The organism is Ruegeria sp. C12 (assembly GCF_056537745.1).
The window spans coordinates 73,822-87,779 of sequence record NZ_JBQFSA010000007.1 but is presented as its reverse complement, the minus strand read 5'-3'; the positions used below and the strand labels follow the sequence as shown (position 1 = coordinate 87,779).

The following is a 13,958-nucleotide window of genomic DNA, read 5'->3' as shown; positions in this document are numbered from 1 at the left end:
CGGCGGCGACGGGCGCTGCTATTCTATCGAGCCGCGATAATAAACGTCATGCTGTGAGGGTCCAGCTTTGAATTTCCAAAAGATCAGATTGGCTGCGGGCCTGTATTTTGTTGCCACTCCGATCGGAACCGCGCGCGACATTACGCTCAGAGCACTGGATATTCTGGCATCGGCGGACGTGATCGCGGCGGAAGACACCCGCAGCCTGCGCCGATTGATGGAGATCCATGGCATCCCGCTGGATGGTCGCCGAATCCACGCCTATCACGATCACAGCGGCGCGGGCGCGCGCGGCAAGATTATGGACGCGCTGGCACAGGGGCAGTCGGTTGCCTACGCGTCCGAAGCCGGAATGCCACTGATCGCCGATCCGGGCTATGATCTTGGGCGGCAAGCGGCCGAGGCCGGATATACAGTGACCTGTGCACCAGGGCCGTCTGCGGCTTTGGCGGCCCTTACGCTGGCGGGTTTGCCAACGGATGCGTTCTTTTTTGCAGGCTTTCTGCCGAATGCGTCCGGTGCTCGGCGCAGCCGAATCGAAGCCCTGCGTGATATTCCCGGAACGCTGGTGTTTTACGAATCGCCCAAACGCGTCGCCAGCAGCCTGTCCGATCTTTCCGACGTTCTGGGCGCAGATCGTCAGGCCGCTTTGTGCCGGGAACTGACGAAGAAATTCGAAGAAATCAAGCGCGGTACGCTGGGCGAACTGGCGCAGGCCTATCAGGGTCAGACCGTGAAGGGCGAGGTTGTCTTGCTGGTGGATCGCAGCCATTCGCAAAGTGTTAACGAGTCTGACGTAGAAGAGGCTTTGAAACAGGCCTTGCAGACGCATTCGGTTCGGGATGCCGCGGATCTGGTGTCGCAGATGTATGATCTGCCCCGGCGTCCGATCTACCAGAAGGCCCTGAAATTGGGAAAGGGATGACATGGCGCAGCGTTCGGTTCGGGGATCAGTGTCCTATCACGCGGGTCAGGCGGCGGAACTGCGCGTCGCTACAGATTACGAACGCCGTGGCTTTTCCATCGCACATCGCCGCTGGCGCGGTGCCGGGGGTGAAATTGATCTGATTGCACGCGATAGCGATGGCCTGGTCTTCATCGAGGTAAAGAAAAGCGCCAGTTTTGACATGGCCGCGGCCCGTATCACACGGCGGCAAACGGAACGGATTTGCGCCTCGGCTGCGCAGTTTCTGGAAAACGAACCCGGCGGGCAGCTAACGAATGTGCGGTTCGACGCGGCATTGGTTGATCGCTCGGGTGCGGTCCAAATCATCGAAAACGCGTTTGGACAGGCCTAAGCCCCATTGAACCCCTCGGCCTGCTGCGCCATGTATCTGGCGTGAAGTTGAGGGACATGCCATGAAAATCGCCTTTCAAATGGACCCGATCGGGGCCGTGGACATCAATGCCGACAGCTCTTTCCGCCTTGCGGAAGAGGCGCAGGCCCGCGGGCACCAGCTGTTCTTCTACGGCCCGGACCAATTGGCCTATCAGGAAGGCCGGATCACCGCGCGCGGTCAGGACATGACGGTGCAGCGTGTGCCCGGAGATCCGGCGGTGCTTGGACCGGAACGTGAGGTTGATCTGGCCGAGTTCGACGTCATCTGGCTGCGACAGGACCCGCCGTTCGACATGCATTACATCACGTCGACCCATCTGCTGGATCGCCTCAAAAGTCAGGTTCTGGTGGTCAATGACTCGTTTTGGGTTCGCAACTTCCCCGAAAAACTGCTGATCCTGGATTTCCCCGATCTGATGCCACCGACCACGATTGCGCGGGATCTGCGGACTATCAAAGCGTTCAAGGACAAGCATAAGGACGTCATCCTGAAACCCCTTTATGGCAATGGCGGTGCAGGCGTGTTCCGGCTTGATGCCAACGACCGCAATCTCACGTCCCTGCATGAGCTGTTCTCCGGCTTCTCGCGCGAGCCGCTGATCGTTCAGAAATTCCTGCCCGATGTCAAAAACGGCGACAAGCGCGTGATCCTGGTCGACGGGGAAGCGGTGGGCGCGATCAATCGTGTCCCGGCCGAAGGCGAGACGCGTTCGAACATGCATGTGGGTGGACGGCCCGAAAAGATCGGGCTGAGCGAACGCGATCTCGAGATTTGCGCCACCATCGGTCCAATTCTGAAAGAAAAGGGCCAGATTTTTGTCGGGATCGACGTCATCGGCGACTACCTGACCGAGATCAACGTGACCTCGCCCACTGGCATTCAGGAGCTGGAGCGGTTTAACGGCGAGAACATCGCCGAAAAGATCTGGCAGGCGATTGAGGCCAAAGTCTAGGCCATCACCCTGGCGCTGATCCGGAAACTCAGCGCCTCGGCCACATGGGGTCTGCGAATATCGGGCGCACCATCCAGATCGGCGATGGTTCGCGCGACCCGCAGGATGCGGTGAAAGGCGCGGGCCGACAGGCCGAACCGGTCGGCGGCTTTCAGCAACAGGTCTTTGCCTTCGGGATCCGGGGCTGCGACCTCTTCCAGCAGTTTACCTTCAACATCCGCGTTCTGGCGGACGGATGGCGTATCTGCGTAGCGCGTGGCCTGAACCTGACGCGCCTGTTCCACACGTGTCGCGACGGTGGCCGAGCTATCGCCGGATGGCGGCAGATCAAGGTCGGTAAAGGCAACAGGCGGAACCTCGATCCGCAGATCGAACCTGTCCATCAACGGGCCGGAAATACGGTTCAGGTAATCCTCGCCGCATCCGGGCGCACGGGAACAGGCGCGGGACGGATCGGTCAGATAGCCGCATTTGCAGGGGTTGGCTGCGGCGACCAGCATGAAACGGCAGGGATACTTCACATGCGCATTGGCGCGCGCCACCATCACTTCGCCTGTCTCAATCGGTTGGCGCAGGGTTTCCAGCACCGTCCGGGGGAATTCGGGAAACTCGTCCATGAACAGTACACCGTTATGGGCCAATGAAATCTCGCCCGGTTTTGCGCCCTTGCCGCCACCAACAATCGCCGCCATCGAGGCCGTGTGGTGCGGCTCGCGGAAGGGTCGCGCGCGGCTGATGCCGCCTTCATCCAGCAGCCCGCAAAGGGATTGGATCATAGACGTCTCCAGCGCTTCGACCGGTGTAAGGGGCGGCAGAATGCCGGGCAGGCGTGCGGCCAGCATTGATTTGCCCGAGCCAGGCGTTCCGATCATGATCAGGTGGTGCCGTCCGGCTGCGGCAATCTCAAGCGCGCGTTTTGCACGTTCCTGCCCTTTGACGTCGCGCAGATCGCGGGCGCTGGGCGACAGGTTTACCTCACCCGGTTTCGCCGCGGCCAGAGGAGACTGGCCTGAGAAATGGCGGACGACGTCGCCCAGAGACCCGGCTCCGATCACCTGAGTGGCATCGACCCATGCCGCCTCGGCGCTGGATGCGCGCGGGCAAAGCAGCGCGCGATCCTCGGAGGCGGCGGTCATGGCGGCGGGCAAAGCGCCGACCACGGGCACCAAAGACCCATCCAAGGACAACTCACCCAAGGCAACTGTGCCGTCGGCGGCATCTGCCGGAATGATCTCCAGCGCCGACAGCAGGGCGACGGCGATGGGCAGGTCGAAATGGCTGCCTTCTTTCGGCAGATCGGCGGGCGAGAGGTTGATGGTGATCCGCTTCGACGGCAGGGCAATGGCCATGGCGCTAAGCGCGCTACGGACCCGGTCGCGCGCCTCGGACACGGCCTTGTCCGGCAGGCCGACGATGGAGAACGCAGGCAAGCCCGGCGATACGGCGCATTGCACCTCGACCGGGCGGGCCTCGACCCCCTGAAAAGCAACGGTATGAGCGCGGGCAACCATGTTGATCCTGTTCTTGGTTAACAGGACGTTGCTGCCATGGTTGCGGTTTAGGAATCGTTAACGGCAGCACGCATGGCGGTGAATTTGGGCCATGCCTCGGGGTCAGCCACGGTTTTGTCGCGGCAGAACGAATTGCAAAAACCCCAGCGTTGTCCGTCCAACTCCAGAAAATCGGTCACCGGTTTGCCGGAATAGGGGCACATCGTGTTAACTGACGGGCCGGGTTCGGCGGCCATGGCCGTTGAAACACCGCCCACTGGCCATGGCGCAATGGGCAAATCCAAAGCGTAGGGAAATGGCTTATATTCAACCGTCAGCCCCATCGCGCGCCATTGGCGTACCGATGTATCGCTCAGCAGTTCGATGCAGTAGTCGCGATTGGCCTCGGATACAGGCAGGCCGTAGCCAATGATCCGTGCCGCCACCGGCGTGTAAAACACATCGGCCAGAGAATACGCGCCAAAAAGCGGTCCATCCTTGGCCCCCGAGATACGGCGCGCGTGGGCCCAGAGTGTTTCGATACGCGCCAGATCAGTCAGCGTGTCCTCAGATGGAGAGAACCCCTGCCAGACATGCTTCAACTGCATCGCGCATTGGCCGCGCAGGGCGGTGAAGCCGGCGACCATCTCGGCGCATAACCAACGCGCCGTGGCCCGTTCCGCCGGGTCACTGGGCCATAAACCGGCGTCCGGGTGACGTTCGGCCAGCGTTTCGGCCATGGCGAGGCTTTCGCCCACGACTGTTCCCTCGGGCAAGCGCATCGCGGGAACAAGCCGGGCCGGAGACAGTGGCTCCATATCCTGCGCCATGGTTCCGGAATAAAGGCCGATCATATGGGTTCGATAGGGCAGGCCGAACTTTTCCAGCATCAGCCAACCGCGCATGGACCAGCTGGAAAACAGCCTGTCGCCGATAAAAAGGTCATAGGTCATAAAGGGACGATGACGCAGCGCGTCGCGCAGGTAAATCAGTGATTTGTGCGCCGCCCGATCACGGAAGGTGATTGATTACACCAGCCGACCAGGCCTGACCGTCAAATACCAGATGGGTCACGGACAGGTTGTCGATGCGGTGCGCAAAGGTCTGTTGCGCGTCCAGATCCAGCGCGCGCTGAACCTGTGTCAGGATCACACCGAAATGGGCGACGATGACCAGATCGTGGCCCCGGTGATTGGCGATCAGGGTGTCAATCGCGCCATCGACCCGCGCGCGCACCTCGTTCCAGCTTTCGCCTTGTGGCGGGCGAACGTCGCCGGGGTTGTCCCAATAGGCGAAGGCCAGTTCGGGGTCTTCGGCCTCGATTTCGGCAAAGCCGCGCAATTCCCACGCGCCGAAATTGATCTCGCGCAGGTCCGGGTGATGGGGCAAACGGCGGCGTGTGCCTTGGATAGCTGTTGCCGTCTCTAGGGCGCGCGACAGGTCCGAGGACACGACTATTGCCGCGGGCGGCAGGTAGTCATGCAGGCGTTCCAGGGCGGCTGTGTCGCTCAGATCAGCCGGAAGATCGGACCAGCCAACCATGGTTTTGGCATGGGTCGGGCCATGGCGGACAAGGTGCAGCCGGGTCACGGCAATGTCCCCTTCAGAACCATCGGCAAGCCTGCCGTCACCTGTACCGCCAGATCGGCACGAGCGGCCAGGGCGATGTTCAAGCGACCCTGCGCCTCGCGAAAGCGGCGGGCCAGAGCGTTTTCGGGTACGATCCCATGACCTACCTCGTTGGACACAACGACGATCTGCGCCGCGCAATGCCCCAGCGCGTTCAGCAGGTCAGCCTGCGCCGTGGCCAGATCGGTTTCGGCCAGCAGGTGATTGGTCAGCCACATGGTGGCGCAGTCGATCAGGCAGATCTGATCCGCCTTCAATCCCGCCAAAACCGGGGCCAAATCCAAAGGTGCCTCGACCGTCAGCCAATCCGGGCCGCGTTGGGCGATATGCTGATCGACCTTTTGGCGCATTTCATCATCAAACACTTGTGATGTGGCCAGATAAACGCGGCTTTTCCCCGATGAAACAACCAGTTGTTCGGCAAAAGCCGATTTGCCCGAAGCAGCCCCGCCCAGCACAAAGGTTAAATCGGGCAGCACAATTCTTACCTTTCTAGTGATCCACCTGCTTGTGCTCTGCGTATCGACGACAGGTCGGCAAGGCAAGCCCGGCCATCGAATACGATAATTGGGAGAGTTTCATGGCACTTGACAACGCGACCGACTTTTCGATGTCCCGGCAGGCAATGAAGGCCGAATTGCTGGATGCAGAGACCGAGTTAAAGTTGGCATATGCCTGGCGCGATGATCGTGATGAAAAAGCTCTGCATCGACTGATCACCGCCTATATGCGGTTAGCTATTTCGATGGCGGCAAAATTCAAGCGCTATGGCGCGCCGATGAACGATTTGATCCAAGAGGCCGGTCTGGGCTTGATGAAAGCCGCTGACAAGTTTGACCCCGACCGGGGCGTGCGCTTTTCCACCTATGCCGTCTGGTGGATCAAGGCCAGCATTCAGGACTATGTGATGCGCAATTGGTCCATGGTGCGCACCGGCTCGACCTCATCCCAGAAATCGCTGTTCTTCAACATGCGTCGGGTTCAGGCACGGTTGGAACGCGAAGCGGCGACCGAGGGTCTGGAACTGGACCGGCACCAACTGCACCAGATGATCGCCACTGAAATCGGTGTGCCTCTGCGCGATGTCGAGATGATGGAAGGCCGCCTGTCAGGTTCGGATTTCTCGCTGAACGCGGTGCAATCGGTTGATGAGGACGGGCGCGAATGGATCGATGCGCTGGAAGACGACCGGGAACAGGCCGCAGAAACGGTTGCGCACAACCATGACACCGAACAACTGCGCGAGTGGTTGTTGACCGCCATGAACGCGCTGAATGACCGCGAGCGTTTCATCGTACGCGAACGCAAGCTGCGCGAACCCGCGCGGACGCTGGAAAGCCTGGGGGATGAGCTTGGGCTGTCCAAGGAACGTGTCCGCCAGCTTGAGGCCGCAGCATTTGTGAAGATGCGCAAGAACCTTGAAGCCCAGTCGCGAGAGGTGCAACACTTCATCGCATGACACGGCTTGCGATTCTGCTTTGTGCACTGATGGTTACGATGGTCTCGGCGCGTCCGGGCCAGGCGGATGCGTTGATCCCTCGCGACATGATTGCCGACATGCAGTCGGCGGATGTGGTGATATTGGGCGAAGTTCACGACAATCCCAGGCATCATCAGGTTCAGAGCCAGGCGATCCAGGCCATCTCGCCCTCGGCTGTTGTGTGGGAGATGGTGACCGAAGAAGGCGCACAAAGGCTGGCGCAAAAGGCCGTGTCTGATCCCGAAGAACTGGGCCGCATCCTGCGCTGGGCGGAAACAGGTTGGCCGCCGCTCAGCATGTATTACCCTGTTTTTCAGGCATCGGACGCGCCTGTTTATGGCGCCATGGTGCCGCGAACCGCTGCGCGGGCTGCGATGGAGCGCGGCGCGGCAACAGCGCTGGGCGCGGATGCGGCGCGATATGGTCTGACGGTTCCACTGCCACCTGCCGAACAGGCCGCGCGCGAAGCCGACCAGTTGGCCGCGCATTGTGACGCGCTTCCGGAAGAGGCCTTGCCGCAAATGGTCGCAATACAGCGCCTACGTGACGCCGTGCTGACACGCTCGACCCTGCAGGCGATCGAAGACACCGGCGGGCCGGTTGCGGTGATCACCGGCAACGGCCATGCCCGCAAGGACCGAGGCATTCCGACCTTCCTGTCGCGGATGCAGCCCGGGTTGAAGGTTTTTGTGCTGGGCCAATCCGAGGATGGCGCAATCGAAGGCACATTCGACGCGGTGATTGACAGCCCGACTGTTGATCGCGAAGACCCCTGCAAAGCGTTCGAGACCCAGAATTAACCGCTGGAACTACGCGGTGGCGTTGCCTAATGTCGGGGCCGACCGGGACGGGAAGGGCTGAACATGCTGTCATCCAAACGCATTTTGCTGATCATCGGCGGAGGGATAGCTGCCTACAAATCGCTGGACCTGATCCGGCGGCTGAAAGAGCGTGGCGCGGCCGTAACCCCCGTTGTGACCCGCGCGGCGGAAGAGTTTGTGACGCCCTTGTCCGTATCCGCGCTTGCAGGTGAAAAGGTCTATCGCGACCTCTTCGACCTGACCGATGAGGCCGAGATGGGCCATATACAGCTTTCGCGCTCGGCCGACTTGATCGTTGTTGCCCCGGCGACGGCGGATCTGATGGGCAAGATGGCCTCGGGTCTGGCGAATGATATGGCCTCGACCCTTCTGATGGCCACCGACACACCCGTTCTGTGTGCGCCTGCCATGAATGTACGGATGTGGGATCACCCCGCGACCCAGCGCAACCTTGCGCAATTGCAGGCGGATGGCGTGCGCTTTGTCGGCCCGAACGAAGGGGATATGGCCTGCGGCGAATACGGTCCCGGCCGCATGTCCGAACCGCTAGAGATTGTTGCCGCGATCGAGGCCCAATTGTCGGACGGCCCATTGCAGGGCAAGCGCATTCTGGTGACGTCCGGCCCCACGCATGAACCCATCGACCCCGTGCGCTATATCGCCAACCGCTCCTCGGGTGCGCAGGGCACCGCCGTGGCGCGGGCCTTGGCGGCGCTTGGGGCGGATGTGGTTTTTGTCACCGGCCCCGCCGATGTGCCCCCGCCCGAAGGCGTGCAGGTGGTGCGCGTTGAAACGGCGCAGGAAATGTCGGACGCGGTCGACGCCGCCCTGCCGGTGGATGCTGGTGTGTTTGCCGCCGCCGTGGCCGATTGGCGCGTCGCCAGCGCCTCGGACCGGAAGTTGAAGAAAACCCGCGACGGCTTGCCCGCGCTGGAGTTTGCGGAAAACCCCGACATCCTGAAACGGGTTGCGCATCTGGAGCACGGACGACCAGCGCTGGTCGTGGGCTTTGCGGCGGAAACAAATGACGTTCTGGATAATGCCACCGCGAAACGACTGCGTAAGCAATGTGACTGGATTGTCGCCAACGATGTCAGCCCCTCGACCGGTATCATGGGCGGGGCGGAAAACGCGGTGGTGCTGATCTCGGACACTGGTGCCGAGGAATGGCCGCGCATGGGCAAAGACGCGGTGGCCGCCCGTCTGGCCCAGAAGATTGCCGAGGCGTTGGGCGATTGACGCCTTGGACTATGAACAAAGAGGAACTGGAATGGTCGCAATTCGTGTGATCCGCGACGCGGGGTCTGATGTCTCGGTGGCATTGCCGTCTTATGAAACATCCGGTGCCGCCGGTGCAGATGTGCGCGCAAACCTTCCCGGTGGCAAGGCGATTACACTTGAGCCCGGGCAGCGCGCCTTGATCCCGACCGGCCTGCGGATCGAAATCCCCCAAGGGTATGAGGTTCAGGTCCGCCCGCGTTCGGGTTTGGCCCTGAAACATGGGATCACCCTGCCCAACACGCCGGGGACAATCGACAGCGATTATCGCGGTCCCTTGGGCGTGATCCTGATGAATGCCGGGCAAGACCCCTTTGACGTGGCGCATGGTGAACGTATTGCACAACTGGTCGTCGCCCCGGTCGTTCAGGCCGAGTTCCTAGTGGCAGACGACCTGAGCGATACCGAACGCGGGGCAGGTGGCTTCGGCTCCACCGGGCGCGGCTGATGTTGCTGGTTCTTCTGTTGGCCGCCGGGCTTTGGGGCGTCGGCTATGTCGCTGGTGTATCGCGCACGGCACGGCTGGTCTCGGTCGCGGTTCTTTTGTCGGGCGTCATCATTGCGCAGCTGATCCTGCCCGACGGCAACCCCTTGCGCGAAGCGACCGGTGGGTCCGCCGCGATGTGGTTGATTCTGGCCGGGTTTGCCGCTTTGGTTCTGGCCTATGGCAGGATGCTGAAAGCCCTGCGCAACCGGGCCACGCCCGCGACAGATCAGGAGGCCACCAAACCCACGGGTCGTTTTTCTGAAACCGAACTGGATCGCTATGCCCGTCACATCGTTTTGCGGGAACTGGGCGGGCCGGGGCAGAAGAAACTCAAAAAAGCGCGGGTGCTTGTCATCGGCGCGGGCGGTCTGGGCGCGCCCGCGTTGCAATATCTGGCGGCGGCGGGTGTCGGCACCATCGGCGTGATCGATGACGACGTGGTTGAAAACGCCAACCTGCAACGGCAGGTGATCCACCGCGACGCCGACATCGGAATGCCCAAGGTTTTCTCGGCGCAACAGGCGATGGAAGCGCAAAACCCGAACGTTGTGGTGCTGCCCTACAATCGCCGCCTGAGCGATGAGATTGCGGCGGACCTGTTCGCCGATTTCGATCTGATCCTGGACGGGACGGACAATTTCGACACCCGCTATCTGGCCAACCGAACGGCGGTTGCCTTGGGGAAACCTTTGATCTCTGGCGCGCTCTCGCAATGGGAAGGGCAGCTGAGCGTCTTTGACCCCGCCACCACAGGCCCGTGCTATCAGTGCATCTTTCCCGAAGCGCCTGCTGCCGGGCTGGCCCCTTCTTGCGCCGAAGCCGGAGTGATCGGGCCGCTGCCCGGCGTGGTGGGATCCATGATGGCGGTTGAGGCGATCAAGGTGATCACCGGTGCCGGGGCCGCCTTGCGGGGTGAAATGCTGATCTATGACGCGCTTTATGGCGAAAGCCGCAAGATCACCCTGTCCAAACGCGCCGATTGCCCGATCTGCGCGCAGGCAGCCGCCCAGGCGTAACCGCCGCGCGCGCCAGCGCGCGGCCCGGCCCAACCGCGCCAAGGCGCATCTGCGATGCGCGCTGCGCGGGCGGGAGAGCCCCGTTCACCCCAAAGCGCGATCCAGATCGGCGATCAGGTCCTCGGCATCTTCCAGCCCGACCGACAGACGGAAAATCCCGTCGCCTGCATAGGCGCGGTAATCCTCCAACTGCGCACCGCTCAGTTTGAACGACGTCTCCATTAGCCCATCGGTGCCCATCCAGAAGATCAGGCTGCGGTGATGCCCCAGCGAGACTGCATAGTGGATCACCTCAAGCCTCTCGATCATCTGTTGTGCGATGCGTTCGCCCTCAGCAGCGTTGCCCACCTGGAATGAGATCATGCCGGACATATTCGACATCTGTTGCTGCGCCAGTTCGGCCTGCGGATGCGACGCGAGGCCGGGATAGATCACCTTGGTGACCCGCGGGTCATTGTCCAGCCATTCGGCCACTGCCATGGCTCCGGCCTGATGGGCCTTCATGCGCAGGGGCAGGGTGGTGGCGCCGCGCGCGATCAGCCAGGCGTTGAACGGCGACAGAACGCCTCCGTGATGGATCGCGGCCTCGGCCCGCAACCGGGCGATCAGTTCCGCCGATCCGGCCACCGCGCCTCCCACCGCGTCGCCATGCCCGCCAATATATTTCGTGATCGAGTGCAGCGTCAGATCAACACCCAACGCCACCGTGTCCATGCCCAGTGGCGAGGCAAAGGTGGCATCACAGCTCAGCAACGCCCCGGCCTGACGCGCCAGCCGCGAGACTGCGGCCAGATCGGTCAGCCGCCCGATGGGATTTACCGGCGTTTCGGTATGGATCAGCCGCGTGTTGGGGCGCAGGGCCGCAGCCACGTTCGACGGATTAGACATGTTCACGGCTGAGACCTCAATGCCCATGCGCGGCAGTGTCTCGCGCGCCAGTTCGGCCACGCCAGCATAAGACACGTCGGAGACAATCAGATGATCGCCCGCCGACAGAAAGGTGAAAAAGATCGCCGAGGCCGCCGCCATCCCCGAGGCGGTCGCCAGACAGGCCTCAGTGCCCTGCAGCGCAGCGATCTTGGCCTCCAGCCCCGCCACGGTCGGGTTGGCCCAGCGGGAATACACATAGGGCGTCTCGGGCGTCAGATCATGGGCGGAAAACCCGGCCAGATCCTCGGTGATATAGGTCGAGCTCATGTGGATCGGCGGGGCCGATGCGTTGGTCGAGGCGTCTGGCGGATCCCCGGCATGGATCGCTGTCGTCATGATCCCGGCGGGGCGATTGGGTTTTGTCATGGGCGTCCTCCCTTTCGTGTCGAACCTGAGCGGGCTATCGCGACAAGGCAAGCAGATTTGCGACGAATTCTGCCGGTTCCGGTACCACCCCCTCTGGACCATTCCCCGCGCCCTACATAGCTTGAGGGTCAAAGGAGATCTGCATGACCAACCCGATCCTGTCCGACTGGACCACGCCCTTTGAAATCGCGCCCTTCGCTGCGATTTCAGATGAAGATTTTGCCCCGGCACTGGATAAGGCGATGGCTGCGCATAACGCTCAGATCGACGCGATTGCCGGAAACCCGGACGCGCCCACCTTTGCCAACACGATCGAAGCGCTTGAGGCCGCGGGGGAGCAATTGGATAAGGTCCTGTCGGTGTTTTTCACGGTGGCAGGGGCCGACAGCAACCCCAAACGGGAAGAGTTGCAGCGTGACTTTTCACCGAAACTGTCGGCGCATTTCTCGGGCATTTCATCGAACAAGGATCTGTTCCGCCGGGTGGCCGATCTTTGGCAGCGGCGCGATGATCTGGACCTGAGCGATGAACAGGCCCGAGTTCTGATGCAGACCCATCGCGGCTTTGTCCGCGCTGGTGCCGCGCTGCAGGGCGAGGCCGATGAAAGGATGCAAGGGATCAAATCGCGCCTTGCCTCGCTGGGCACCTCGTTCACCCAGAACCTGCTGGCGGATGAGCGCGATTGGTTCATGGTTCTGGCCGAGGATGATCTGGACGGCCTGCCCGATTTCGTCATCGCTGCGGCCCGCGCAGCGGGTGAGGAAAAGGGCGCGAACGGGCCGGTCGTGACCCTGTCCCGCTCGCTGATCGTGCCGTTTCTGCAGTTCTCATCCCGCCGCGACCTGCGGGAAACCGCCTATCGCGCCTGGGCTGCGCGGGGGGCAAATGGGAATGAGACCGACAACCGCGAGATTGCAGCCGAAATCCTGACCCTGCGGGAAGAGCGGGCCAAGCTGCTGGGCTATGACAGTTTCGCGGATTTCAAGCTGGAAACCGAGATGGCCCGCTCGCCCGACCGCGTGCGCGATCTGTTGATGCAGGTTTGGGACCCCGCCAAAGCCCGCGCCGATGCGGATGCCGAGATCCTGATCGGCATGATGCAAGAGGATGGCGTGAACGGCCCCTTGGAAGCCTGGGACTGGCGATACTATGCCGAGAAGCGCCGCAAGGCCGAGCATGACCTGGACGAGGCGGCGCTGAAACCGTACCTGCAACTCGACCGTATGATCGAGGCGTCGTTTGCCTGCGCCAACCGTCTTTTCGGGCTGGAGTTCGCGCCGCTGGACGTGCCGCTCTACCACCCCGATTGCCGGGCGTGGGAGGTGACGCGCAACGGGAGGCATGTGGCGGTTTTCATTGGCGATTATTTCGCCCGAGGCTCGAAACGGTCAGGGGCCTGGTGCAGCGCCATGCGGGCGCAGGCGAAGTTTCCCGAAGAACAGGCCCCCGTCGTGATTAACGTCTGCAACTTTGCCAAGGGCGATCCCGCGCTGTTGTCTTATGATGACGCGCGGACGTTGTTTCATGAATTTGGGCATGCGCTGCATCAGATGCTTTCGAACGTGACCTATGAAAGCATCTCGGGCACATCGGTCGCGCGGGATTTCGTCGAACTGCCCAGCCAGCTTTATGAACACTGGCTGGAAGTGCCCGAGGTTCTGGCCGAATACGCCATCCATGCCGAGACGGGTGAGCCGATGCCTCAGGCGATGTTGGAGAAGGTGCTGAAGGCAGCCAATTTCGACCAAGGGTTCCAGACGGTCGAATATGTGGCCTCGGCCTTGGTTGATCTGGCGTTTCACGAAGGCGCAGCCCCGGCGGACCCGATGGCCAAGCAGGCCGAGGTTCTGGCCGAAATCGGCATGCCAAGGGCCATCGGGATGCGCCACGCCACCCCGCATTTCGCCCATGTCTTTGCGGGCGACGGGTACAGCGCAGGCTACTACAGCTACATGTGGTCCGAGGTCATGGATGCCGACGCCTTCGCCGCATTCGAAGAGGCCGGAGGGGCCTTTGACCCTGAACGCGCCAAGGCGCTGGAAGAGAATATCCTCTCCACCGGCGGCTCGCGTGAGGCCGAGGATTTGTATCTGGCCTTCCGGGGCCGCCTGCCGGGTGTCGAGGCCCTGCTGAAAGGGCGCGGGTTGATCGCCGCCTGATCGGATCGGG

Annotated in this window: 14 protein-coding genes; 9 read left to right on the top strand and 5 right to left on the bottom strand. The window is 62.0% G+C overall.

Going from position 1 to position 13,958, the window contains the following annotated elements; all coding sequences use genetic code 11:
• The first annotated feature begins 67 nt into the window (after positions 1–67).
• The 3 genes from rsmI to gshB all read left to right on the top strand — a co-directional run bounded on the left by rsmI (position 68) and on the right by gshB (position 2,292).
• A complete protein-coding gene (gene rsmI / locus ACR0C9_RS14360; RefSeq protein WP_170455580.1) occupies positions 68–925 on the top strand; it encodes a 16S rRNA (cytidine(1402)-2'-O)-methyltransferase in 858 nt (285 codons plus the stop codon).
• Between the two features lies 1 nt (position 926).
• The gene (locus tag ACR0C9_RS14355; protein WP_170455578.1) at positions 927–1,298 is read left to right on the top strand and encodes a YraN family protein; all 372 of its coding nucleotides are present in this window, start codon (positions 927–929) and stop codon (positions 1,296–1,298) included.
• 61 nt (positions 1,299–1,359) lie between these two features.
• Positions 1,360–2,292, top strand: coding sequence for a glutathione synthase (gene gshB / locus ACR0C9_RS14350; RefSeq protein WP_480781308.1), 933 nt, complete (start codon positions 1,360–1,362; stop codon positions 2,290–2,292).
• On the opposite strand, the gene ACR0C9_RS14345 is transcribed toward gshB, so the two are convergent.
• From ACR0C9_RS14345 to cobU, 4 genes are read right to left on the bottom strand one after another with little or no spacing between them, the layout of a single operon-like run.
• Positions 2,289–3,803, bottom strand: coding sequence for a YifB family Mg chelatase-like AAA ATPase (locus tag ACR0C9_RS14345; protein ID WP_480626993.1), 1,515 nt, complete (start codon positions 3,801–3,803; stop codon positions 2,289–2,291). The two genes, gshB and ACR0C9_RS14345, sit on opposite strands and share 4 nt — an antisense overlap.
• A 47-nt stretch (positions 3,804–3,850) precedes the next feature.
• On the bottom strand, positions 3,851–4,735 hold the full coding sequence (locus tag ACR0C9_RS14340; RefSeq protein WP_170455571.1) for a glutathione S-transferase: 885 nt from the start codon (positions 4,733–4,735) through the stop codon (positions 3,851–3,853).
• Positions 4,736–4,793: 58 nt separating this feature from the next.
• A complete protein-coding gene (locus tag ACR0C9_RS14335) occupies positions 4,794–5,372 on the bottom strand; it encodes a histidine phosphatase family protein (protein WP_170455569.1) in 579 nt (192 codons plus the stop codon).
• The gene (cobU, locus tag ACR0C9_RS14330; RefSeq protein ID WP_170455567.1) at positions 5,369–5,890 is read right to left on the bottom strand and encodes a bifunctional adenosylcobinamide kinase/adenosylcobinamide-phosphate guanylyltransferase; all 522 of its coding nucleotides are present in this window, start codon (positions 5,888–5,890) and stop codon (positions 5,369–5,371) included. The genes ACR0C9_RS14335 and cobU overlap by 4 nt, the downstream gene beginning before the upstream one ends.
• A gap of 101 nt (positions 5,891–5,991) precedes the next feature.
• Here cobU and ACR0C9_RS14325 point away from each other — a divergent pair, with 101 nt between their 5' ends.
• The 5 genes from ACR0C9_RS14325 (at position 5,992) to ACR0C9_RS14305 (ending at position 10,493) form a co-directional block, all read left to right on the top strand.
• On the top strand, positions 5,992–6,870 hold the full coding sequence (locus tag ACR0C9_RS14325) for an RNA polymerase factor sigma-32 (RefSeq protein WP_170455565.1): 879 nt from the start codon (positions 5,992–5,994) through the stop codon (positions 6,868–6,870).
• Positions 6,867–7,691: a ChaN family lipoprotein gene (locus ACR0C9_RS14320; RefSeq protein ID WP_480781307.1), complete on the top strand. Its 825-nt coding sequence runs from the start codon at positions 6,867–6,869 to the stop codon at positions 7,689–7,691. The genes ACR0C9_RS14325 and ACR0C9_RS14320 overlap by 4 nt, the downstream gene beginning before the upstream one ends.
• Before the next feature lie 63 nt (positions 7,692–7,754).
• The gene (gene coaBC, locus ACR0C9_RS14315; RefSeq protein WP_480781306.1) at positions 7,755–8,951 is read left to right on the top strand and encodes a bifunctional phosphopantothenoylcysteine decarboxylase/phosphopantothenate--cysteine ligase CoaBC; all 1,197 of its coding nucleotides are present in this window, start codon (positions 7,755–7,757) and stop codon (positions 8,949–8,951) included.
• Between the two features lie 31 nt (positions 8,952–8,982).
• Positions 8,983–9,438: a dUTP diphosphatase gene (dut, locus tag ACR0C9_RS14310; protein WP_170522324.1), complete on the top strand. Its 456-nt coding sequence runs from the start codon at positions 8,983–8,985 to the stop codon at positions 9,436–9,438.
• On the top strand, positions 9,438–10,493 hold the full coding sequence (locus tag ACR0C9_RS14305) for a molybdopterin-synthase adenylyltransferase MoeB (protein WP_170623965.1): 1,056 nt from the start codon (positions 9,438–9,440) through the stop codon (positions 10,491–10,493). Before dut ends, ACR0C9_RS14305 begins: the two co-directional genes overlap by 1 nt.
• A gap of 84 nt (positions 10,494–10,577) precedes the next feature.
• Here ACR0C9_RS14305 and ACR0C9_RS14300 read toward each other — a convergent pair whose 3' ends face one another.
• Positions 10,578–11,789 (bottom strand): trans-sulfuration enzyme family protein, encoded by a 1,212-nt coding sequence (locus tag ACR0C9_RS14300; protein ID WP_480781305.1) that lies wholly within the window; start codon positions 11,787–11,789, stop codon positions 10,578–10,580.
• Between the two features lie 143 nt (positions 11,790–11,932).
• Here ACR0C9_RS14300 and ACR0C9_RS14295 point away from each other — a divergent pair, with 143 nt between their 5' ends.
• Positions 11,933–13,948, top strand: a complete 2,016-nt coding sequence (locus ACR0C9_RS14295; RefSeq protein ID WP_170455554.1) for a M3 family metallopeptidase — start codon at positions 11,933–11,935, stop codon at positions 13,946–13,948.
• Positions 13,949–13,958 lie beyond the last annotated feature (10 nt).

Bases quoted from the DNA above. Each gene is read 5' to 3' on its own strand.
- coaBC (WP_480781306.1), top strand. From the start codon at position 7,755: ATGCTGTCATCCAAACGCATTTTGCTGATCATCGGCGGAGGGATAGCT.
- ACR0C9_RS14355 (WP_170455578.1), top strand. From the start codon at position 927: ATGGCGCAGCGTTCGGTTCGGGGATCAGTGTCCTATCACGCGGGTCAG.
- ACR0C9_RS14300 (WP_480781305.1), bottom strand. From the start codon at position 11,789: ATGACAAAACCCAATCGCCCCGCCGGGATCATGACGACAGCGATCCAT.
- ACR0C9_RS14340 (WP_170455571.1), bottom strand. From the start codon at position 4,735: ATGACCTATGACCTTTTTATCGGCGACAGGCTGTTTTCCAGCTGGTCC.
- ACR0C9_RS14345 (WP_480626993.1), bottom strand. From the start codon at position 3,803: ATGGTTGCCCGCGCTCATACCGTTGCTTTTCAGGGGGTCGAGGCCCGC.
- dut (WP_170522324.1), top strand. From the start codon at position 8,983: ATGGTCGCAATTCGTGTGATCCGCGACGCGGGGTCTGATGTCTCGGTG.
- ACR0C9_RS14305 (WP_170623965.1), top strand. From the start codon at position 9,438: ATGTTGCTGGTTCTTCTGTTGGCCGCCGGGCTTTGGGGCGTCGGCTAT.
- ACR0C9_RS14325 (WP_170455565.1), top strand. From the start codon at position 5,992: ATGGCACTTGACAACGCGACCGACTTTTCGATGTCCCGGCAGGCAATG.
- gshB (WP_480781308.1), top strand. From the start codon at position 1,360: ATGAAAATCGCCTTTCAAATGGACCCGATCGGGGCCGTGGACATCAAT.
- ACR0C9_RS14295 (WP_170455554.1), top strand. From the start codon at position 11,933: ATGACCAACCCGATCCTGTCCGACTGGACCACGCCCTTTGAAATCGCG.
- ACR0C9_RS14320 (WP_480781307.1), top strand. From the start codon at position 6,867: ATGACACGGCTTGCGATTCTGCTTTGTGCACTGATGGTTACGATGGTC.